This is a genomic window from Soehngenia longivitae (assembly GCF_004684055.1).
In the GTDB taxonomy this organism is placed as follows: Bacteria; Bacillota; Clostridia; order Tissierellales; family Tissierellaceae; genus Soehngenia; species Soehngenia longivitae.
On sequence record NZ_SRIB01000007.1, the window covers coordinates 97,902 to 117,591 of the forward strand.

Genomic DNA, 19,690 nt, shown 5'->3' on the forward strand with positions numbered 1-19,690 from the left:
TATATTGTTTAAATAGAGGTGATTAGAATGATAAGATTCTTAACAGCTGGCGAATCTCACGGTGATAAATTAATCGGGATATTAGAAGGTATACCTGCAAATTTAAAGATTGATAAAGGGTATATAAATTACGAATTATCTAGGAGACAAAAGGGTTACGGTAGATCAGAAAGAATGAGTATTGAATCTGATAAAGTACAAATAACTTCTGGTATAGAAGACAATATAACAACTGGAGCACCAATATCCTTAGTTATTGATAATTTAGCAAAAGAAATTAAAAGCAATGAATTTCTACAACCTAGACCAGGGCATGCTGATTTAGCTGGTTTAATCAAATATAACCAGAAAAATGCTAAAAATATTCTAGAAAGAGCATCTGCAAGAGAAACAGCAATGAGAACAGCTATCGGAGCAATTTGTAAAATATTTCTTTCTAATTTTGGAATCAAGATATTTAGCCATGTAATTTCCATATCAGATGTAGAATCAAATTATAATTACTATGAAAGCGAATCAGAGCTTGACTTTGCTTTAGCAGAAAATTCTATTTTGAGAATGATCGATTCTAATGCTGAACAGATAGCTAAAGAAAGGATTGACTTTGGATTCGAAGAGGGCTTTACTTTAGGAGGTAAAGTAGAATTAATAATAAAGAATGTTCCTGTTGGTATAGGTTCTCATATACAATGGGATAGACGCTTAGATGGGAAAATCGCACAAGCAATGATGAGCATTCCCGGAGTAAAATCCGTAGAAATTGGTCTGGGAGAAAAGATTAAGAATTATCATGGAAATTTTTCTAATGATGAGATTTATTACAGTGAAAACAGAGGCTATTATAGAAAAACTAATTTTGCAGGAGGAATTGAGGGAGGGATAAGTAATGGTGAGGATATAGTTATAAGAATAACCATGAAACCTATACCCACTCAAAAAAAACCACTTAAAACTGTAAATATTGTTACAAAAGAAGATACAATAGCATTTGCTCAAAGATCTGATGTTTGTGCTATAGTTCCTTTGTCAATTGTAGCAGAAGCAATGGCTGCAATAGTTATATCAGAATCATTTATAGATAAGTTTTCGGGAGATTCAATGGAAGAGATTAAGAGTAATTTTATTAATTATCAAAATTATGTTGATAAGAGATGATATTATGATTGTTAAACCTATAAAGACAATTAAAGGAGAAATAATTGCGCCCCCTGATAAATCTATTTCGCATAGGGCAGTAATTTTGTCAGCGATAGCGAGTGGTAAAACTACTATATCAAATTTCTTATTTTCGGATGATACATTTAGAACGTTATCAGCAATAAGAAAATTAGGAGTATCTATAGATATAGATGAAAATTCATCTGGTTTATTAGTAGAAGGAAAAGGCTTAGATGGATTAACAGCTACAGATGAGATAAACTGTGGAAACTCAGGAACGACAATGAGATTACTAACAGGTTTATTATGTGGGCAAAAATTTAATTCATATCTTTATGGAGACGAATCTTTAAACAAGAGACCTATGAAGAGAATACAGGAGCCTTTAAGTTATATGGGTGCCAAGATTAAATTGGAAAAGGGACATGCACCGATCATCATCGAACCTTCTAAGCTAAACCCGATAAAATATACTATGAACATAGCAAGTGCTCAAGTTAAATCATCTATATTACTTGCATCATTATATACATCTGGTGTTACAGAAATTGAGGAGCTTTTACCAACAAGAAATCACACAGAAGTTATGCTCAAACACTTCAATTGTAATATTGAATATGAAGATAATTTTGTTAGGATAATTAACCCTAATAAGCTTATAGCTAAAGATATTTTTGTACCTGGAGATATTTCATCAGCTACCTACTTTATAGCATTGGCTCTCATAACTGAAAATAGCAACTTAATTATTAGAGATGTAGGTGTTAATAAAAGCAGAACTCATATTCTCCGTTTATGGCAGAAAATGGGAGGGGATATAAGGATTTTCAATGAAAGAATTTTAAATAGTGAAGATATAGCTGATATAGAGGTAAAATCAAGTGATTTGACTGGTATAGTTATAGATAAAAAAGATGTTTCACAATGTATTGATGAAATTCCCATTCTAGCAGTAACTGCCGCTTATGCTAAAGGGGAAACGCTCATTTCAGGGGCTGAAGAGTTAAAAGTAAAGGAATCTGATAGACTTCATTATATTTATATGAATTTAAAAAACATGAAATCAGATGTAAAATTAGGTGATAATTCAATATACATTAACGGTAAAGAAAACTTAGTTGGTTCTCATATTGATACTGCAAATGACCATAGGATTGCAATGGCCTTTACAGTGGCTGGACTTAAAGCATCAGGAGAGACTAATATTTCAAATCATGAATGTGTTAGGATTAGTTATCCTGACTTTTACAAGGATTTATATAAAATTATTAAACATTGACTTTAAATAAATATAATAAACCTGTATAATATTTATATGATAGACAAATTATAGGAGGTTACTAAATGAAAACTAAATTACCAATAGCTTTATCAAATAGACATATTCATTTAAGCAAGGAAGATCTTTACAAATTGTTTGGGGAAGGGTATATATTGACAAAGACAAAAGATTTATCCCAACCAGGACAATTTGCATGTGAAGAAAAAGTAGAAGTTAAAGGACCTAAAGGATCAATAAAAAATGTGAGAATTTTAGGACCAGTTAGAGCAAAAACCCAAGTTGAAATATCAATTTCTGATGCATTTGCTCTCGGAGTAGAACCAATCATAAGAAATTCAGGAGATGTTTCTAATACACCTGGCGCCAAAATAATCGGGCCTAAAGGAGAAATTGATATTAAAGAAGGAATAATAGTAGCAGCTAGACATATTCATATGCATACATCCGATGGAGAGGAGTTTGGAGTTAAAGATAAAGACATTGTAAAAGTTAGAACTAATGGACCAAGAAGTGTAGTATTTGAAAATGTATTAGTAAGAGTTCATCCAGAATACGCTTTAGAGATGCATGTAGACATTGAAGAAGGGAATGCAGCTGGAGTAAAAAATGGTGAAACAGTTGAAATAATAAAATAGGAGTGAATAAGATGGAGCTAAATAAATATATAGATCATACTTTGCTTAAACCGGAAGCAACTAGAGATGATATAATTAAATTATGTGAGGAAGCTAAGCAATATAAATTTAAAGCAGTGTGTATAAATCCTTCTTATGTCAGTTTATGCAAAGAGCATCTTTTAAATTCGGATGTTAAAATTGCAACTGTAATAGGATTTCCGTTAGGAGCAAATACGATTGAGACAAAAGTATATGAAACTGAAAATGCATTGGTTAATGGTGCTGAAGAAATAGATATGGTAATAAATATTGGGAAATTAAAGAGCAAGGATTTTGACTATGTATATAATGAAATTAGAGAAGTTGTAAATAAAGCTAATGAAAGAAAAGCAATAGTAAAAGTTATAATTGAAACTTGTCTATTAACAGATGATGAAAAAATTAAAGCTTGTGAGTTAGCTAAGAAAGCTAATGCAAAATTCGTAAAAACATCTACAGGATTTAGCACTGGTGGAGCTACAGTAGAAGATGTAAGGTTGATGAAAAAGGTAGTTGGTGATGATTTAGAAGTAAAAGCTTCTGGAGGGATTAGAGATTTAGAAACTTTCAGAAAAATGATTGAAGCAGGTGCTACTAGAATTGGTACAAGTTCTGGAATTAAGATAATAAATGAGTTAAAATAAGGGGAAACCCCCTTATTTTTTATTAAAGAGATATTTTAGAGAATAATAATTTGGGTATTTATAATAAATATTCTTTAAATAAGAAATAACAATAATCTAAGGAGGAGTGATAAATTTGCTAGAAATTCCAATAAGCGAAAAAATAGGCAATGGTATAAACATTACCTCTATATATACGAATAAGTTTAAATCAAACTATTTAAGCTTTTATTTTATAAGGCCATTGGGAAGAGAAGAAGTTACTTTAAATGCACTATTGCCAATGGTGCTGAATAGAGGGAGTCAAACGTACAATGATTTTCTTGCGATTGAAAGAGAACTAGAGTTACTTTATGGAGCAAACTTTGACTATGATGTATATAAAAGTGGGGAAAAACAAATAATAAAGTTCTCAATAGAATGGGCAGATTCTAAATATATTAATGACAACTCAGTTGATAAAAAAGTAATGGAGATTTTTTTTGACATAATATTTCATCCTGCATATGATAATGGGATCTTTATAAAAGACTATGTTGAGCAAGAGAAACAAAATCTTAAAAATAAAATAAAAAGTAGAATTAACGACAAGAGGAGCTATGCAATTTCTCGATGTATTGAAGAAATGTGTAAAACAGAAAGTTTTGGGATTTATAGTTTGGGATATGTTGAGGATTTAGATAGTATAGATAGTGAAAATTTAACAAAACACTATAAAAAAATGATTTCTGAGACTCCGATTGAAGTAATATATGTTGGGGATGAGAAAGAAATTGACATTACTAAATACATTCCACATAATATCATGAATAGACAATTTATAATAAATATTCCAAGAGAAACAGTGCTTGAGAAATCTCAACATAGAAATCACATAGAGGAAAGAATGCAAGTAAATCAAGGTAAGTTGGTGCTTGGTTTACTCTCAGGGATACCCTACGAAAATGAGTTATTTGAAGCATTGACTGTAGGAAACGTTATTTTAGGAGGCAGTTCAAGTTCAAAATTATTCAGAGAAGTTCGGGAAAAGAATAGCTTAGCATATTATGTTAATTCAATATTATTTAAACATAAATCTATAATCCTTATAGACTCTGGAGTTGATTTTAAAAACATGCAAAGAGCCTTAGAATTGATTAATGAACAGATAAGGAAAATAAAAGAAGCTGATTTCACAGATAACGAGCTACAGCTAGCAAAAAAAGAAATTACAACTTCATTAAAAGAAATAGTCGACTCAAATCATTCTATTGCAAGTTATATATTAGATAATATATTAACTAAAAAATCAGAGAATATTGAGGATAGAATTAATAAGATTAATGCTGTATCCAAAGAAGAAGTTGTGAAAGCATTTAATGGTGTGAATTTAGACACTATATACGTATTAACAAGAGAAGGTGAGGGTGATATTGATGTTAAAGATTAAAAATGAAAAGATAAATGAAGAAGTATATTTTGAAACCCTCGGAAACGGTCTGAAAGTTTATTATTATCCTAAAATAGGGTTTTCAAAGAAATTTGCTGTTTTTTCTACAGGGAATGGTTCATGTAACAATAGATTTAAAATCGAAGGAAATGAAGGGATAGTAACATTACCAGATGGGATTGCTCACTTTTTAGAACATAAACTCTTTGAAGATCCTGAAAAAGATTTATTTGAAAAATTTTCTAGTTTGGGAGCAGATGTGAATGCATTTACAAGTTTTAATCAAACTTCATATCTGTTTAGCACAACTGAAAATTTTGTTGAATGTTTGTTAGAACTTGTTAACTTAGTTATGGAACCATTTTTTACAGATGAAAATGTAGAAAAAGAAAAAGGAATAATTGCGCAAGAGATTCAGATGTACAAGGATAGCCCAAACTGGAAAGTTTTTTTTAATTTATTAGATGGATTGTATGTAAGCCATCCAATAAAGATAGATATCGCTGGAAGTGTAGACAGCATATCTAATATAAATAAAGACAATTTATATCTGGCATATAAGTTGTTTTACAATCCTGAATCAATGCTACTTGTTTTAGTAGGTGATATAGAATTTAAGGAAGTTATAGACAAATTAAATAAAGAGTTTTCTAAATACGATACTGAGAAATTAATGGGGATAAAAATAAATGGAAACGAGCCTGCAACAATTAACAGAAATAGAATTGAGGAAAAGATGTCTACGTCAATTCCAATTTTTAATTTGGGAATTAAAGATATAAATTTAGGATTAACAGGTAAAGATCAAGTAATAAAAGATGTAACTACAAATTTGATACTAGAAATTTTATTTTCTAGGAGTTCTGAATTTTATCAAGAGTTATATACAGAAGGATTAATAGATGATCAATTTGGAGCATATTACAGTGGTAAGACAGATTATGGTTATTCAATTATATCTGGCACAAGCGAAAAACCAAATGAGGTATATGATAAAATAATAGGATTATTTGAAAATCCTCATAAATATCTTACTGAAGATGGATTTGAAAGAATTAAGAAGAAACAAATAGGGCAATATCTAATGGGACTAAATTCGATAGAATATATTGCACATGCATTTACTGATTTATATTTTCAAGATTTTTTATTGATTGATTATCTTGACTTATATGAAGAAATAAATTTTAAAATGATTAAAGATAGATTTAATGAACATTTCAATTCAGATAGGATCTGTTTATCATTAATTGTCCCAGAATAAATATAGTGGAGGGGAAAAAATGTATTCTGTTGCATTTACTATTTTTGGCATAGAAATAAAATGGTACGGTATAATAATTGCTACTGCTGTACTAATTGGAGTATTACTTGCGCTGAAAGCTGCTAGAAATAAAGGAATTAAAGAAGATGATATATTAGATTTTGCTTTATTTCTTTTACCCAGTGCAATTATTGGTGCTAGAATTTATTATGTTGTATTTGAATGGGATTATTATTCTCAAAACCTATCTCAGATATTTAATATAAGAGCGGGGGGATTAGCTATACACGGAGCTATAATAGCGGGAATAATTGTAGGAATTATATTCTCGAAAATAAAGAAAATAAATTTCTGGAAACTTGCTGATGTTGTGGCTCCAAGCTTGATACTTGGTCAAGCTATTGGAAGGTGGGGTAACTATGCAAATAAAGAAGCTTATGGAGGACCAACGAATTTACCTTGGGGTATAATGATAGAAGGGCAAAAAGTACACCCTACATTTTTATATGAATCAGTGTGGAACTTGATAGGATTTGGGTTACTTCTGTATTATCAAAAAAACAAAGCAAAAAATGATGGTGAAGTTTTTGGGTTATATATGATATTTTATTCAGTTGGACGATTCTTCATAGAGGGGTTAAGAACGGATAGTTTGATGTTAGGGAATTTTAGAGTTGCTCAACTAATAAGTTTGTTATTTATAATTATTGGATTTTTTATATTAAGAAAGAAAAGACAAAAAAATATATAAAAAATAGAAAACAAAAATGTTCCTAATTTACTAGGAACATTTTTTTATGGGACATTTGTCCTTTTTTTATCTTTAGCGTATTAAATAGTAGAAAACTTTGAACAATTGGTATACACTATACCTATAGTGGTACAAAGTGGGGGAAAGTGGTTTGATAGGGTGGTGTTAAAATGTTAATTGGTGAATATTTTCATACTCTTGATGATAAAGGCAGACTTACAATACCATCCAAATTTAGGGAACCTTTAGGTTATGAGTTTGTTTTAACCAAAGGCTTAGATAATTGTCTTTTCGTTTACGCTAAAACTGAATGGGATTTATTAGAACAAAAATTAAAGACCTTACCATTAACAAACAAAGATGCTAGAGCATTTGTTAGGTTCTTCTTTTCTGGGGCTACGGAATGTAGCTTAGATAAGCAAGGGCGAATTTTAATACCCTCCAATTTACGCGAGCATTCTCAATTAGAAAAAGATGCAGTTATAATTGGAGTATCCACAAGGCTAGAAATATGGAGTAAGAAATTATGGGAAGAATATAATAGCGATGATAATTTAAGTTATGAAAGCATCGCAGAAAAAATGTCACAATTAGGTATATAGGGGTTAATTATGGAATTTAAACATATACCAGTAATGCTCAATGAAGTTATAAATGGTTTAAACATAAAAGAAAATGGAATATATGTCGATGCGACAATTGGAGGAGCTGGTCATTCCATTGAAATTGTTAGGAAACTAAAAAGTGGGATATTAATTGGCATAGACCAAGATATAAATGCAATTAATAGATCCTCGACAATATTAGAGGAATACAAAGAAAAAGTCATACTAGTACATAGAAATTACAGTGAAATAAAATCTGTGCTAGCTGGGTTAGGGTTTACTAAGGTAGACGGTATACTGCTAGATTTAGGTGTTTCATCTCATCAACTAGATACTGCGCAAAGAGGTTTTTCATATAATTTAGATGCTCCACTAGATATGAGAATGGATACATCAAGAGACTTTTCAGCACGGAATGTTGTCAATCAATATAGTTTAGAAGAATTAACGAATATATTTTATAAATATGGCGAGGAAAAATGGGCGAAGAGAATAGCTGAATTTATTGTTCAAGAAAGAAAAGTAAAGCCAATTGAAACCACTTTTGAATTAGTAAGTGTAATCAAGAAAGCCATCCCTAAGAAGGTCAGACAAACAGGACATCATCCTGCAAAAAAAGTTTTTCAAGCTATAAGGATTGAGGTAAATAATGAACTTGAAGTGCTAGAAAATACTATTGAAGATATGGTAGATGTCTTGAATATCGGAGGAAGGTTAGCAATTATAACATTCCATTCACTTGAGGATAGATTGGTAAAAGATAAATTTAGAGAGTTAAATACTTCATGTATATGCCCTAAAGAATTACCTGTTTGTGTATGTAATCATGTTAAGAAAATAGAGATTATAACTAAAAAACCTATACAACCAACTTCTGATGAAATAAATGAGAATCCTCGATCTCATTCAGCAAAGCTAAGGATAGCTGAAAGAATATAGTTGTAATAATGGGAGGTATTATAATGATAGCAGAAAAAATTGACTACGAACTCATAAAAGAACCAATTGAACAAAAAAATGTGAAAATAGTGCACAAGAAAACTGCTATAAGCAAAACTTCCTACATACTTATTTCTGTTTGCTTTTTAATATCATCTGTATTTTTATTGCAACGCTATTCAGATATCCAATCGTTGCGATTAGAAATAAACCAATTGCAAAAGCAAAAACAAGAATTAAGTAGAATTAAAGATGACTTATCTGTGGAACTGGAAGGGCTTAAAAACAATCAAGAAATAGAAAAACAAGCAGAAGACCTTTTAGGCATGAGCTATCCAAAGGAAGATCAAGTAGTATATATTGCAGTTGAAGATACAAATAATACAATTCAGTTTAGTTTTATTGATAAAATTAAAAACGCTTTAAGCTTTTTTTCTAGTCTGTATTAGAGGTGGTATATAATGAGAAGACCAACTAGAACTAATTTCGTACGATTGAAGATAGCTATTTTAATAGTGTCTTTAGTCGTGTTTTTTTTATTTTATAGATTAGTCAAAATTCAAATAGTAGAAGCAAATGATCTAAAGAAACAAGCTTTAAGACAATGGACGAAATCAGTAGAGATAGAACCTTCAAGAGGAATCATATATGATAGAAATGGTAGGAAACTAGCCATAAATTCTCCATCTTATACTGTTTGGGCATATGTTTCTGAAATTGAGAACCCTGAAGAAGTTGCTAAGAAAATTTCACCAATTATTGAAGAACCAGAAGAAGAGTTAGTTGATTTAATTAAGAATGGCACAAATATGAAAAAATTAAAGCAATCAATAAACAGAGAAAAAGCTGAAGAAATAAAAAATCTAAATATTGATGGAATATCAATCACAGAAGGCAATAAACGATATTACCCACTTAATAATTTTGCACCTTATATCATTGGTTTTACTGATGTTGATAATAATGGACAATATGGGGTTGAGAAGGCTTTTGACTCATATTTGAAAGGGTCACCAGGACTTTTGATAAAATCAACAGATGCTGCTAATAGGCAACTTCCTTATGATGGGGAAATCATAATCGAGCCGCAGAATGGATATAACTTATTTTTAACAATTGATGAAAATATTCAGAGATTTGCAGAAGAAGCAGCATCTAAAGCGCTAATAGACAATAAAGCTAAAAGTGTGAATATAATTGTCATGGATCCAATGACTGGGGAGATTTTAGCTTTAGCAAACAAACCTGATTATGATCCCAATTCTCCTAGAGAGCCTATAGATGAAAAAGCTAGGGCTGAGTGGTCAAATTTAAGTGAAGAAGAACTCCAAAATGAATGGTTTAAATTATGGAGAAATTACTCAATAAATGATTTATATGAACCTGGTTCTACATTTAAGATTATTACAGCAGCTGCTGCTATAGAAGAAGGAGTTGTCAATAAAAATACTCATTTTTATTGTGATGGTTTTTATAAGTCAATTCCTGGAGTAACTTTAAGATGTGCAAAGTGGTATGACCCCCATGGAGATCAAGATTTATATGAAGCTTTTGCTAATTCATGTAATATTGCTTTCATAAATATGGCAAATAGTGTAGGTAAAGAGAAAATGTTTGAATATATAAAGGCATTTGGTTTTGGAGAATTGACAGGCATAGATTTACCTGGAGAACAAAAAGGTATAATTCCTAAAAGGTTAGAGGATATAAGTGATGTTAATTTGGCCACTATGTCATATGGACACAGTGTTGCTGTTACTCCAATTCAAATGATAAATGCTATATCAGCAGTAGCAAACGGAGGTAACTTAATGACACCACGCATTGTCAAAGCAATTACTGATGATGATGGAAATTTAGTTAAAGATTACAAACCAGAGATTCGAAGACAAGTGATTTCAGAAAGTACAAGTAAAACAATTTTGGAGATGCTAGAGAAAACAGTGACCGAAGGTACTGGAACAAAGTCCTTTATTCCAGGATATAGAGTAGGAGGGAAAACCGGTACTGCTGAAAAAGTAATTGACGGTAAATATGTATCCGGGAAATATATATCATCATTTGGAGGGGTTGCACCAGTAGATGATCCAAGGATTGCAATTTTAGTCATAGTTGATGAACCTACAGGCATTTATTATGGAGGAACAGTAGCTGGACCATATGCAAAAATGGTCATTGAAAACACATTAGAATATTTATCGGTTCCTAAAGAAATTACTGATGAAGAAAAGAGCGAAGACATAGAAACTGTAACCATGCCAGATCTTGTTGGATTGACATTAGTAGATGCAACGAAAATTCTCAAAGAAATGGGTTTGAGATTTGTAATTGATTATGAAGAGATTTCAGAGACTAGCAAAGTTGTTGAGCAAAAGCCGCTGGCTGGTGAAGAGATAGAGATAAATTCTTTAGTCGATTTATATTTTGAAAAAGAAAATTAAAATAAAATACAATTAATTATAATCCTACTAGTAATACAGTTGTTTTTTTTATATAATATTAAAGTAAACTACAATACAAGGAGAGACAATAATGAATTTTCAACTGAAGTTGTTTTTGAGCTTAGCAGCTGGTCTAATAATAAGTGTATTGATAGGGCCAAAGGTTATAAAAATTTTGACTGAGATGGAGGCAAAACAAAGTATCAGAGATGAAGGACCAATTTCTCACATGGTAAAATCTGGGACTCCAACTATGGGTGGCATAATATTTTTAGTTGCATTACTGTTTTCATACATCATTTTTGGATCTAAGACTAGAGATGGCTTAGTCATTATATTAATTACTTTAGGGTTTGGTTTAGTAGGATTTTTAGATGACTTTTTAAAAGTTAAACTCAAGAGAAATCTTGGCTTAACAGCAATTCAAAAGATCATTGGTCAACTTTTTTTAACTTGCATATTGTTATTATATTATATGATTAATATCCAAAATGCTTCTGAATTTTGGATTCCATTTACTGCAGAAGAATACATTAATTTGGGTGTGTTTACAATACCATTCCTCCTGATTGTTATTTTAGGGACTGTGAACTCAGTTAATTTGACTGATGGTCTAGATGGATTAGCAAGTGGTACGTCAGCAATATTTTTCTCAGCATTTGCCTACATATGTCATAGGGCTGGATTTAATGATATTTCGATAATTTGCATTTCATTGGTAGGTGGGTTATTGGGATTCTTATATTTTAACCACTATCCAGCTAGGATATTTATGGGAGATACAGGATCATTAGCTTTAGGTGGCGCAGTTGCATCAATAGCGTTATTATCTGGCAATGTATTTTTAATCCCTGTTGTAGGAGCTGTTTTCTTCATTGAAGCACTTTCGGTTATCATACAAGTGCTGAGCTTTAAATTGACAGGCAAAAGAGTTTTCAAGATGGCTCCAATTCATCATCATTTTGAGCAATTAGGATGGAAAGAAGTAAATGTGGTAATTATGTTTTGGTTTGTGAGTTTTATATTCGCACTAATTGGCATATTTAGTTTATAGGGTGGTGTAGAAATGATAGTAGACAATAAAAATGTGCTTGTACTAGGTGTAGGAATGACAGGAATTTCTGTATTAAATTTTTTAAAATCCAAGACAAATAATATTTATGTCTATGATGATTTGCCATACCCTGATATTGTAAGAAAACTTAATAATGCTGGAATCTATGATGTAGTTATTGTAGATTCAAAAAGTAAATTAATTAGTAATATGGATATAATAATAACAAGTCCAGGTTTTCCACCTTATCACGAAGTTATAGTGAAAGCAAAATCTTCATTAATACCAATAATATCTGACATAGAATTGGCTTATCATTACAGAAAGAGTTCTAACATATATGGTATAACTGGGACAAATGGAAAGACAACATCAACAGTTTTATTAACTGAAATTCTTAAAAAAGATGGATTTAAAGTTGAAGCGTTAGGTAATATTGGGATGCCAACGATAGAAAGACTTACAAATTGCTCTTTTGATGATAATTTTGTCATTGAGCTGAGTAGTTTCCAATTAGAATATACTAACGATTTTAGACCAAAAGCTGCACTGATACTAAATATTACAGAGGACCATTTGAATTGGCATGGTTCTATGGACAGCTACATCGCAGCAAAACTTAAAATATTTGCTAATCAAAAAGAAGATGATTTACTTGTTCTAAATTATGATGATGAAATATTGAGAAAGATAAATGTAAACAATAAACCAAAACTTATGTATTTCAGTGTAAAAAATCCTTTGAATGAAGGTATTTTTATCAAGGATGGGAAGATAGTATTTAAAACTGAAAATTTGCAAGAAGAAATAATCAATATAGAAAAAATCAAATTACCAGGGAAGCACAATTTGGAAAATATATGCGGAGTACTAGCTATATGTAAGCATTTAGGAGTATCTAAGGATTCGATAGAAAGCGTACTTAGTTCTTTTAGAGGGGTCGCTCATAGGATAGAATTTGTTGCTACGAAGAATGATGTCGAATATTATAATGATTCAAAGGGAACAAATGTAGATTCTAGCATAAAGGCCATAGAAGCTCTTAAGGGACCTATTATTTTGATTGCTGGTGGTTATGACAAGAATGCTGATTACACTAGACTGATAGAAGCACTCAAAGATAAGTGTAAGGCATTGATTGTACTTGGACAAACAAAAGAAAAGATCAAAGATACTGCATATAGTAATAATTTTTTAAATGTTTATATAGCTAATGATATGAGAGAAGCTGTTGATATAGCAACTAATCTGAGTTCTCCTAATGATCAAGTGCTTTTATCTCCAGCATGTGCTAGTTGGGATATGTATAATAACTATGAAGAAAGAGGAGACCATTTTAAGAAAATTGTAAATGACATTATGGAGTGAGTTTTATGAAAAGTAAATTGCTAAAACACGAACCAGATTTCTATATTCTTATTTCAACCATAATGTTAGTTTTCATTGGTGTAATAATGGTATATAGTGCAAGTTCTCCTAAGGCTTTACAAGAATTCGGAGACCCATTATTTTTTTTTAAAAGACAAATAGTTTGGGCAGCTTTAGGTTTGTTTATTATGATAATACTTATGAATATTGATTATCACATATGGAAAAAACACGCAACAGCCATATACATAATTACAATTATACTGGGATTACTGATATTTACTCCTTTAGGAATGGAATTAAAAGGTGCAAGACGTTGGATAAACCTAGGTTTTACGACTTTTATGCCATCAGATGCAATAAAGCTTGGAAGTATTATATTCTATGCGGCATTTTTGGAAAATAAAAAAGATAAAGTTTCAAAGCTTAAAGATGGATTAATTCCAGCATTTATACTAATTGGCATATCCACCGGATTAGTGTACTTGCAAAAGGATTTAAGCACATCTATAACTGTAGCAGGCACAATGCTAAGCATGTATTTTATTGCTGGGATGCCATATTATGTTTTAATAGCATCTGCTGGATTAACGGCTATTTTATTTAAAGTAGCTGTATATTCAGAAGGGAACGAATATAGATTAGATAGGATAAAATCTTTTAGAGATCCATTTGCGGATAAATTAGGAGATGGATATCAGATAGTACAGTCGTTGTATGCATTAGGATCAGGGGGATTATTTGGAGTAGGGCTTGGAAAGAGCAAGCAAAAGTTTTTTTACATACCAGAGGCTTATAATGACTTTATTTTTTCTATAATTGGAGAGGAATTAGGTCTTGTTGGAACTACATTTATACTCTCACTTTATGTAATAATTATTTTTAGAGCATTTCATGTAGCAAGAAATTCTAATGATAAATTTGCTCTTTTTCTAGCAAGTGGTATTGCCTCATTAATAGCCATACAGTCATTAATGAATATAGCTGTTGTAACTTCAAGCATACCACCAACAGGGATTAATTTACCATTTGTAAGTTCTGGTGGTACTTCTTTAATATTTTATTTAGCAAGTATTGGAATTTTATTAAATATATCAAGATATACAAAAACAGATGGGAGTAAAAAGAATGAACATAATAGTTAGTGGTGGCGGTACAGGAGGACATATTTACCCAGCTTTAGCTATTGCAAAAGAAATTAAAGAAATATATAAAGACAAAGTAAATATATATTATGTTGGGACACCTGATGGGATGGAAAAAGAGTTAGCAATAAGAGAAGGATACACATACAGACAAGTAAGAGTCATGGGCATGCCTAGAAACTTTAGCAAAGAATCAATTAAATCGGCAAAAGAACTTTTAGTTGGTTTAAACGATTCAAGAAAGATAATAAATGAATTAAATCCCAAGTTAATTATAGCTACTGGAGGGTATGTTTGCTTTCCCATATCGTATGTAGGGAAGCTAAAAAAAATTCCAATATGTATTCATGAACAAAATGCTTTTCCAGGCATCACAAATAAAATTCTATCTAGATATGCAAGCAAAGTTTTTATAACATTTGATGAATCAAAAAAATATTTTAAATATCCAGAAAGAACTATATTGACAGGAAATCCTATTAGAAAAGAATTGTTTCTTGTGGATAAAGTTGCTGTTTATAAAGCTTTTGATCTTAATAGTGATAAACCAATTATAGTATCTTTTGGTGGTAGTGGAGGTCAAAACAGTCTTAATGATGCGATGTTGTCTTTTATAGATAGTATATCAGAACTAAGCGATATTCAGTTAATTCATATAACTGGAAAATCACATTATGATAGTTTTAAAGAATCATTAGAAAAAAAAGGTGTAGATTTGCATGAGAATATCAAAATATTTCCATATTTATATGACTTACCAAAAGTGCTGAATATTGCAACACTAGCTATCGCAAGTGCTGGTGCAATAACTTTGGCTGAAATAAGTGCTCTGGGAATACCCAGTATTTTGATACCAAAAGCATATACTGCAGAAAATCATCAAGAGTATAATGCGCAAGTTTTTGAACAAGCAGGGGCAAGTATGGTAATTAAAGAAAAGGATCTTAATGGGGAAGTATTAACTAAAACTATATATGAATTAATAAATGATAAGAAAAAGCTTTTAGAAATGGGACATAATGCAAAAAAAATCATGAATACAAATGCCACAGAAATAATAGTAGATGAGCTTAAACAATATCTAAGATAGTAGGGATCTTATGAATAAACTGACTAGAGTGGAAAGAAAGAGAAGAAGAAAGAGATTTTTTAGAAGAATTTTTCTTCTTTTTATAGTCATAGTTATAATATACAATGCAATTATAAGGATTGATTTATTCAATGTAGGGAAAATAGAAATATCTGGGAACAATATTACAACCGAGGCGCAGATAATTGAGAAAGCAGATATAAAAAAAGGTGACAATTTGTTTAGGATTAACAGATTTACTTTAGCTGATAGATTAAGAGAAATAGGATATATCGAAGAAATAGATATTGATAAAGTTTTTCCAAGTACTATTAGAATAAAGATTGATGAGAGAATACCATATGTTGAGGTTATATTCAATGAGAAATACTATGTATTTGACATTAATGGCATATTACTAGAAAAAAGAACAGAACCATTAGGAGAATTGACTTTGATAAGCAACCTTAAAATCCAGGATATAAAAGAAGGGCAAAAATTAGATATTAATAGCGAATTTATTGATATATTTAACGACGAGAAAGTCATCGAAGTAGTCAGTAAGATAAAGTCGTTTGACTTCACTGATGAAAATAATATTAAAATTATTTTAGATGAGGATATACCAGTAGAGTTTGGTTCGTTATATAATATAAAATATAAATTATTAGAACTTGGTGAAATAATTAATGACATTGAAAAAAAGAACATCCCTACCAAAATGATAATTATGAACAAAGGGGAGTATCCAATCTTAGTAAGAGATGATGAATAAGGAGCAATATAAAATGAACAAAAAAAAAGAAAAACTAGCAATTATTGGAGTTTCGTTGGTACTTGGGCTCATATTGTCTGTTCAATTTAAAACTATAAATGAAACTGTTGGAAATGGAGTTTTGCCAACTCAGAGAGCTCAAGAATTAGCTAATGAAGTGGCTAAATTAAAGAGTGAAAAAGATTTATTGACTAAACAACTTGAAGAATTAGAAAATAAAGTTGAGCAATATGAAAAAGAAGGAATTTCTCATGATACTTACGCTGAGAATTTATATAAAGATGCCATGAAATACAGGATGTTAGCAGGATACACTGATGTACATGGACCTGGGATTATTTTGGAAATCAATGATCCACCAATAGATCCGCAAATTTCAGACAGTTATGGTATTGTTGATGAATTGGATTTGTTGCTACAAGTTATTAGTATTTTAAATGCTGCTGATGCAGAGGCGATTAGCATTAATGATCAGAGATATACATCATTTACTGAGATAGTTAGGGCTGGAAACCATATTGAAATTAACGGAGTTTCAACAGGTGCGCCAATTGTAATAAAGGCAATTGGAGATCCAGACACATTGGAATCAGCATTAAACATCAAATGGGGAATAGTATGGCAATTAAGAAATTACGATTATGTAGTAAATTTGACACAAAATCAAGATATAAAGATAGAAAGATACAGAAAGGCTAAAGAATTCATATATGCAAAGCCAGTAGAAGAAGAATAAGTAATGGGGAGATAATATGAAAGAATTTAACCCAAAATTGACAATAGGAATATTTAGTGCTTTAGTAGGGATATTATTTGCCTCTCAAGTTAAAATGAACATTCAAATGGTTACGCCTGTTACTATTAGTTCAATTCAGAGACTCGAGATTGAGGTAAAATCACTGAAAACTGAGATCGATGATTTAAAATTAAATATAGATGATAAACAGAATTATTTAGCACTAATAGAAGATTCTAATTACAGTGATGACAACATAATTTCTGTTTTAGAGGACGAAAGAGATAAAAATATGCTTCTAGCAGGATATAAGACCGTAGAAGGACCGGGAATAGAAATCGTTATGTTTGATAATATAGATTCAGATGAATTGTCCTTTGATTTTAATGATGGTATAATACATGATGTAGACATGCAAAATATATTGAATGATTTAAGAGTAGCAGGAGCTGAAGCGATAAGCATTAACGGTGAAAGGGTTCTTTCTTTTTCAGATATTAAATGTGCTGGCCCTGTTATAAGAGTAAATGGAAGAAGCTTAGGAACGCCATTTATAATAACAGCAATTGGAGATCCTAAATTGTTAATGGCTGCTATAAGTGCACCAGGGACATACGCAGAAATGCTCACAAAAGTTTATGGTATAGGAATTCAGCCATATTCTAAAGATAAATTAGTCATACCAGCATATAGTGGAGATTTCTCATACTCTTATGCAAAGACTGTTCAATAAAGGAGAGTGGAAGATGGTATATGCATTAATAGGCATACTTATTGGAGTGTTAATTGGATTTTTATTGCCATTTACTTATAATTCAGCCTACACTTTGTATGTATCAGTAGCAATACTGGCGTGTATGGATTCTATTTTTGGTGGAATTAGGGCAAACTTAGAGGATAAATTTGATGCAACTATATTTATTTCTGGATTTATTGGGAATGCTTTATTAGCAGCTTTTCTTGCATATATAGGCGATAGATTGGGGGTTCCGCTATACTATGCAGCAATATTTACATTTGGCAATAGATTATTTGACAATTTTGCTAAAATAAGGCGAATTATAACTTCTAAGAAAAAATAAAGATATTAATATAACCACTATATGAATGGAGGAAAGTTTATGTTCGATTTTGATGTTGATGTAGAACAATTTGCAAAGATTAAAGTTTTAGGTGTTGGTGGAGGTGGAAATAATGCTGTAAATAGAATGATTGAATCAGGGGTTAGAGGAATTGAATTTATAGCACTAAATACAGATAAACAAGCACTGTATTCATCAAGAGCTGAGATAAAAATCCAATTAGGAGAAAAGATCACAAAAGGACTTGGTGCTGGAGCTAATCCTGAGATTGGAGCTAAAGCTGCAGAAGAAAATAGAAATGATATATTAGAGTGTTTAAAAGGTGCAGATATGGTATTTATTACTGCTGGAATGGGAGGAGGAACTGGGACTGGTGCTGCTCCAATTGTTGCAGAAATAGCTAAAGAGCTAGGAATACTAACTGTTGGTGTTGTAACAAAACCATTTACTTTTGAAGGAAAAAAAAGACTCTTGCAGGCAGAAAAAGGTATTGAAGATCTTAAAAACATGGTAGACACATTAGTTACGATACCAAATGATAGATTACTTCAAATATCAGATAAAAAAACATCTATGGCAGATGCTTTTATGATGGCGGATGAAGTTCTTAAACAAGGAATACAAGGAATATCTGATTTAATATCAGTTCCAAATTTAATAAATCTTGACTTTGCAGATGTAAAGACAATTATGTATGACAAAGGGATTGCACATATGGGCATAGGTGTAGCTAAAGGTGACAATAGAGCACAAGAAGCTGCAAAGCAAGCAATAACCAGTCCTTTATTGGAAACCTCAATAGAAGGAGCTAAATCAGTATTACTAAATATAACTGGAAGTAAAGATTTAGGAATATTTGAAGTTAATGAAGCTGCAGATATTATAAGACAAGCAGTAGATCCAGATGCAAATATTATTTTCGGTGCGGGAATTGATGAAAGCATGAATGATGAAATCAAGATAACTGTAATAGCTACTGGATTTCAAGACGAGAGAATAACGAACAAATCAACTATTTCTAAAGAAAGTAATTTGTTTAATTCTAATAGAAATAATGAAGATGACAAAAAAAACAAAGAACTGAATTTTGAAGATTTAGATGTTCCCATTTTTTTGAGAAGAAGAGATAAAAATAGATAAAACGTATCATAAGATACGTTTTAGTCGTGTGCCCGGCATGGGAGACAGCTTAGCGGTGGAAGTCCGCCATGGGCTTGGTAGTGGGAACCATTAGCCAATGACAAGGGTGTCCATCGTGAGGTGGAATCTGAAGGAAGTCGGAGGCAAAATCCCGGCTCGATGAACAAGAACCG

General features: G+C 31.2%; 20 protein-coding genes. All 20 read left to right on the forward strand.

What is annotated here, in order from left to right:
- Nucleotides 1-27 precede the first annotated feature (27 nt).
- The 20 genes from aroC to ftsZ all read left to right on the forward strand — a co-directional run bounded on the left by aroC (nucleotide 28) and on the right by ftsZ (nucleotide 19,517).
- Nucleotides 28-1,155 (forward strand): chorismate synthase, encoded by a 1,128-nt coding sequence (gene aroC, locus E4100_RS06155; protein ID WP_135271153.1) that lies wholly within the window; start codon nucleotides 28-30, stop codon nucleotides 1,153-1,155.
- 4 nt (nucleotides 1,156-1,159) lie between these two features.
- The gene (gene aroA / locus E4100_RS06160) at nucleotides 1,160-2,437 is read left to right on the forward strand and encodes a 3-phosphoshikimate 1-carboxyvinyltransferase (protein WP_209315292.1); all 1,278 of its coding nucleotides are present in this window, start codon (nucleotides 1,160-1,162) and stop codon (nucleotides 2,435-2,437) included.
- Nucleotides 2,438-2,502: 65 nt separating this feature from the next.
- A complete protein-coding gene (pduL, locus tag E4100_RS06165) occupies nucleotides 2,503-3,075 on the forward strand; it encodes a phosphate propanoyltransferase (RefSeq protein WP_135271155.1) in 573 nt (190 codons plus the stop codon).
- A gap of 11 nt (nucleotides 3,076-3,086) precedes the next feature.
- Complete coding sequence (gene deoC, locus E4100_RS06170) at nucleotides 3,087-3,740, forward strand: deoxyribose-phosphate aldolase (protein ID WP_135271156.1); 654 nt, start codon at nucleotides 3,087-3,089, stop codon at nucleotides 3,738-3,740.
- A gap of 106 nt (nucleotides 3,741-3,846) precedes the next feature.
- A complete protein-coding gene (yfmF, locus tag E4100_RS06175; protein ID WP_135271157.1) occupies nucleotides 3,847-5,148 on the forward strand; it encodes an EF-P 5-aminopentanol modification-associated protein YfmF in 1,302 nt (433 codons plus the stop codon).
- Nucleotides 5,135-6,412, forward strand: coding sequence for an EF-P 5-aminopentanol modification-associated protein YfmH (gene yfmH / locus E4100_RS06180; RefSeq protein WP_135271158.1), 1,278 nt, complete (start codon nucleotides 5,135-5,137; stop codon nucleotides 6,410-6,412). Before yfmF ends, yfmH begins: the two co-directional genes overlap by 14 nt.
- Nucleotides 6,413-6,431: 19 nt before the next feature.
- Nucleotides 6,432-7,163 (forward strand): prolipoprotein diacylglyceryl transferase, encoded by a 732-nt coding sequence (gene lgt / locus E4100_RS06185; RefSeq protein ID WP_135271159.1) that lies wholly within the window; start codon nucleotides 6,432-6,434, stop codon nucleotides 7,161-7,163.
- A gap of 170 nt (nucleotides 7,164-7,333) precedes the next feature.
- Nucleotides 7,334-7,765, forward strand: a complete 432-nt coding sequence (mraZ, locus tag E4100_RS06190; protein WP_135271160.1) for a division/cell wall cluster transcriptional repressor MraZ — start codon at nucleotides 7,334-7,336, stop codon at nucleotides 7,763-7,765.
- Between the two features lie 9 nt (nucleotides 7,766-7,774).
- Nucleotides 7,775-8,707 (forward strand): 16S rRNA (cytosine(1402)-N(4))-methyltransferase RsmH, encoded by a 933-nt coding sequence (gene rsmH, locus E4100_RS06195; protein ID WP_135271161.1) that lies wholly within the window; start codon nucleotides 7,775-7,777, stop codon nucleotides 8,705-8,707.
- Between the two features lie 23 nt (nucleotides 8,708-8,730).
- Nucleotides 8,731-9,156: an FtsB family cell division protein gene (locus tag E4100_RS06200; RefSeq protein WP_167792091.1), complete on the forward strand. Its 426-nt coding sequence runs from the start codon at nucleotides 8,731-8,733 to the stop codon at nucleotides 9,154-9,156.
- Between the two features lie 12 nt (nucleotides 9,157-9,168).
- Entirely contained in the window at nucleotides 9,169-11,148 is a 1,980-nt protein-coding gene (locus E4100_RS06205) for a penicillin-binding transpeptidase domain-containing protein (RefSeq protein ID WP_135271163.1), read from the forward strand.
- A 91-nt stretch (nucleotides 11,149-11,239) separates the two neighbouring features.
- Nucleotides 11,240-12,202, forward strand: a complete 963-nt coding sequence (gene mraY / locus E4100_RS06210; RefSeq protein ID WP_135271164.1) for a phospho-N-acetylmuramoyl-pentapeptide-transferase — start codon at nucleotides 11,240-11,242, stop codon at nucleotides 12,200-12,202.
- 12 nt (nucleotides 12,203-12,214) lie between these two features.
- Nucleotides 12,215-13,570 (forward strand): UDP-N-acetylmuramoyl-L-alanine--D-glutamate ligase, encoded by a 1,356-nt coding sequence (gene murD, locus E4100_RS06215; protein WP_135271165.1) that lies wholly within the window; start codon nucleotides 12,215-12,217, stop codon nucleotides 13,568-13,570.
- A gap of 5 nt (nucleotides 13,571-13,575) precedes the next feature.
- Nucleotides 13,576-14,715, forward strand: a complete 1,140-nt coding sequence (ftsW, locus tag E4100_RS06220) for a putative lipid II flippase FtsW (RefSeq protein WP_135271166.1) — start codon at nucleotides 13,576-13,578, stop codon at nucleotides 14,713-14,715.
- Nucleotides 14,699-15,805 (forward strand): undecaprenyldiphospho-muramoylpentapeptide beta-N-acetylglucosaminyltransferase, encoded by a 1,107-nt coding sequence (gene murG, locus E4100_RS06225; RefSeq protein WP_135271167.1) that lies wholly within the window; start codon nucleotides 14,699-14,701, stop codon nucleotides 15,803-15,805. Before ftsW ends, murG begins: the two co-directional genes overlap by 17 nt.
- Before the next feature lie 10 nt (nucleotides 15,806-15,815).
- Nucleotides 15,816-16,559 (forward strand): cell division protein FtsQ/DivIB, encoded by a 744-nt coding sequence (locus E4100_RS06230; RefSeq protein ID WP_135271168.1) that lies wholly within the window; start codon nucleotides 15,816-15,818, stop codon nucleotides 16,557-16,559.
- 13 nt (nucleotides 16,560-16,572) lie between these two features.
- Nucleotides 16,573-17,295: a DUF881 domain-containing protein gene (locus E4100_RS06235; protein WP_135271169.1), complete on the forward strand. Its 723-nt coding sequence runs from the start codon at nucleotides 16,573-16,575 to the stop codon at nucleotides 17,293-17,295.
- 16 nt (nucleotides 17,296-17,311) lie between these two features.
- Nucleotides 17,312-18,028, forward strand: coding sequence for a DUF881 domain-containing protein (locus tag E4100_RS06240; protein WP_135271170.1), 717 nt, complete (start codon nucleotides 17,312-17,314; stop codon nucleotides 18,026-18,028).
- Nucleotides 18,029-18,041: 13 nt separating this feature from the next.
- On the forward strand, nucleotides 18,042-18,377 hold the full coding sequence (locus tag E4100_RS06245; RefSeq protein ID WP_135271171.1) for a small basic family protein: 336 nt from the start codon (nucleotides 18,042-18,044) through the stop codon (nucleotides 18,375-18,377).
- A 39-nt stretch (nucleotides 18,378-18,416) separates the two neighbouring features.
- Nucleotides 18,417-19,517, forward strand: a complete 1,101-nt coding sequence (ftsZ, locus tag E4100_RS06250; RefSeq protein WP_135271172.1) for a cell division protein FtsZ — start codon at nucleotides 18,417-18,419, stop codon at nucleotides 19,515-19,517.
- Nucleotides 19,518-19,690 lie beyond the last annotated feature (173 nt).

Bases quoted from the DNA above. Each gene is read 5' to 3' on its own strand.
- aroC (WP_135271153.1), top strand. From the start codon at position 28: ATGATAAGATTCTTAACAGCTGGCGAATCTCACGGTGATAAATTAATC.
- aroA (WP_209315292.1), top strand. From the start codon at position 1,160: ATGATTGTTAAACCTATAAAGACAATTAAAGGAGAAATAATTGCGCCC.
- pduL (WP_135271155.1), top strand. From the start codon at position 2,503: ATGAAAACTAAATTACCAATAGCTTTATCAAATAGACATATTCATTTA.
- deoC (WP_135271156.1), top strand. From the start codon at position 3,087: ATGGAGCTAAATAAATATATAGATCATACTTTGCTTAAACCGGAAGCA.
- yfmH (WP_135271158.1), top strand. From the start codon at position 5,135: ATGTTAAAGATTAAAAATGAAAAGATAAATGAAGAAGTATATTTTGAA.
- lgt (WP_135271159.1), top strand. From the start codon at position 6,432: ATGTATTCTGTTGCATTTACTATTTTTGGCATAGAAATAAAATGGTAC.
- mraZ (WP_135271160.1), top strand. From the start codon at position 7,334: ATGTTAATTGGTGAATATTTTCATACTCTTGATGATAAAGGCAGACTT.
- rsmH (WP_135271161.1), top strand. From the start codon at position 7,775: ATGGAATTTAAACATATACCAGTAATGCTCAATGAAGTTATAAATGGT.
- E4100_RS06200 (WP_167792091.1), top strand. From the start codon at position 8,731: ATGATAGCAGAAAAAATTGACTACGAACTCATAAAAGAACCAATTGAA.
- E4100_RS06205 (WP_135271163.1), top strand. From the start codon at position 9,169: ATGAGAAGACCAACTAGAACTAATTTCGTACGATTGAAGATAGCTATT.
- mraY (WP_135271164.1), top strand. From the start codon at position 11,240: ATGAATTTTCAACTGAAGTTGTTTTTGAGCTTAGCAGCTGGTCTAATA.
- murD (WP_135271165.1), top strand. From the start codon at position 12,215: ATGATAGTAGACAATAAAAATGTGCTTGTACTAGGTGTAGGAATGACA.
- ftsW (WP_135271166.1), top strand. From the start codon at position 13,576: ATGAAAAGTAAATTGCTAAAACACGAACCAGATTTCTATATTCTTATT.
- murG (WP_135271167.1), top strand. From the start codon at position 14,699: ATGAACATAATAGTTAGTGGTGGCGGTACAGGAGGACATATTTACCCA.
- E4100_RS06230 (WP_135271168.1), top strand. From the start codon at position 15,816: ATGAATAAACTGACTAGAGTGGAAAGAAAGAGAAGAAGAAAGAGATTT.
- E4100_RS06235 (WP_135271169.1), top strand. From the start codon at position 16,573: ATGAACAAAAAAAAAGAAAAACTAGCAATTATTGGAGTTTCGTTGGTA.
- E4100_RS06240 (WP_135271170.1), top strand. From the start codon at position 17,312: ATGAAAGAATTTAACCCAAAATTGACAATAGGAATATTTAGTGCTTTA.
- E4100_RS06245 (WP_135271171.1), top strand. From the start codon at position 18,042: ATGGTATATGCATTAATAGGCATACTTATTGGAGTGTTAATTGGATTT.
- ftsZ (WP_135271172.1), top strand. From the start codon at position 18,417: ATGTTCGATTTTGATGTTGATGTAGAACAATTTGCAAAGATTAAAGTT.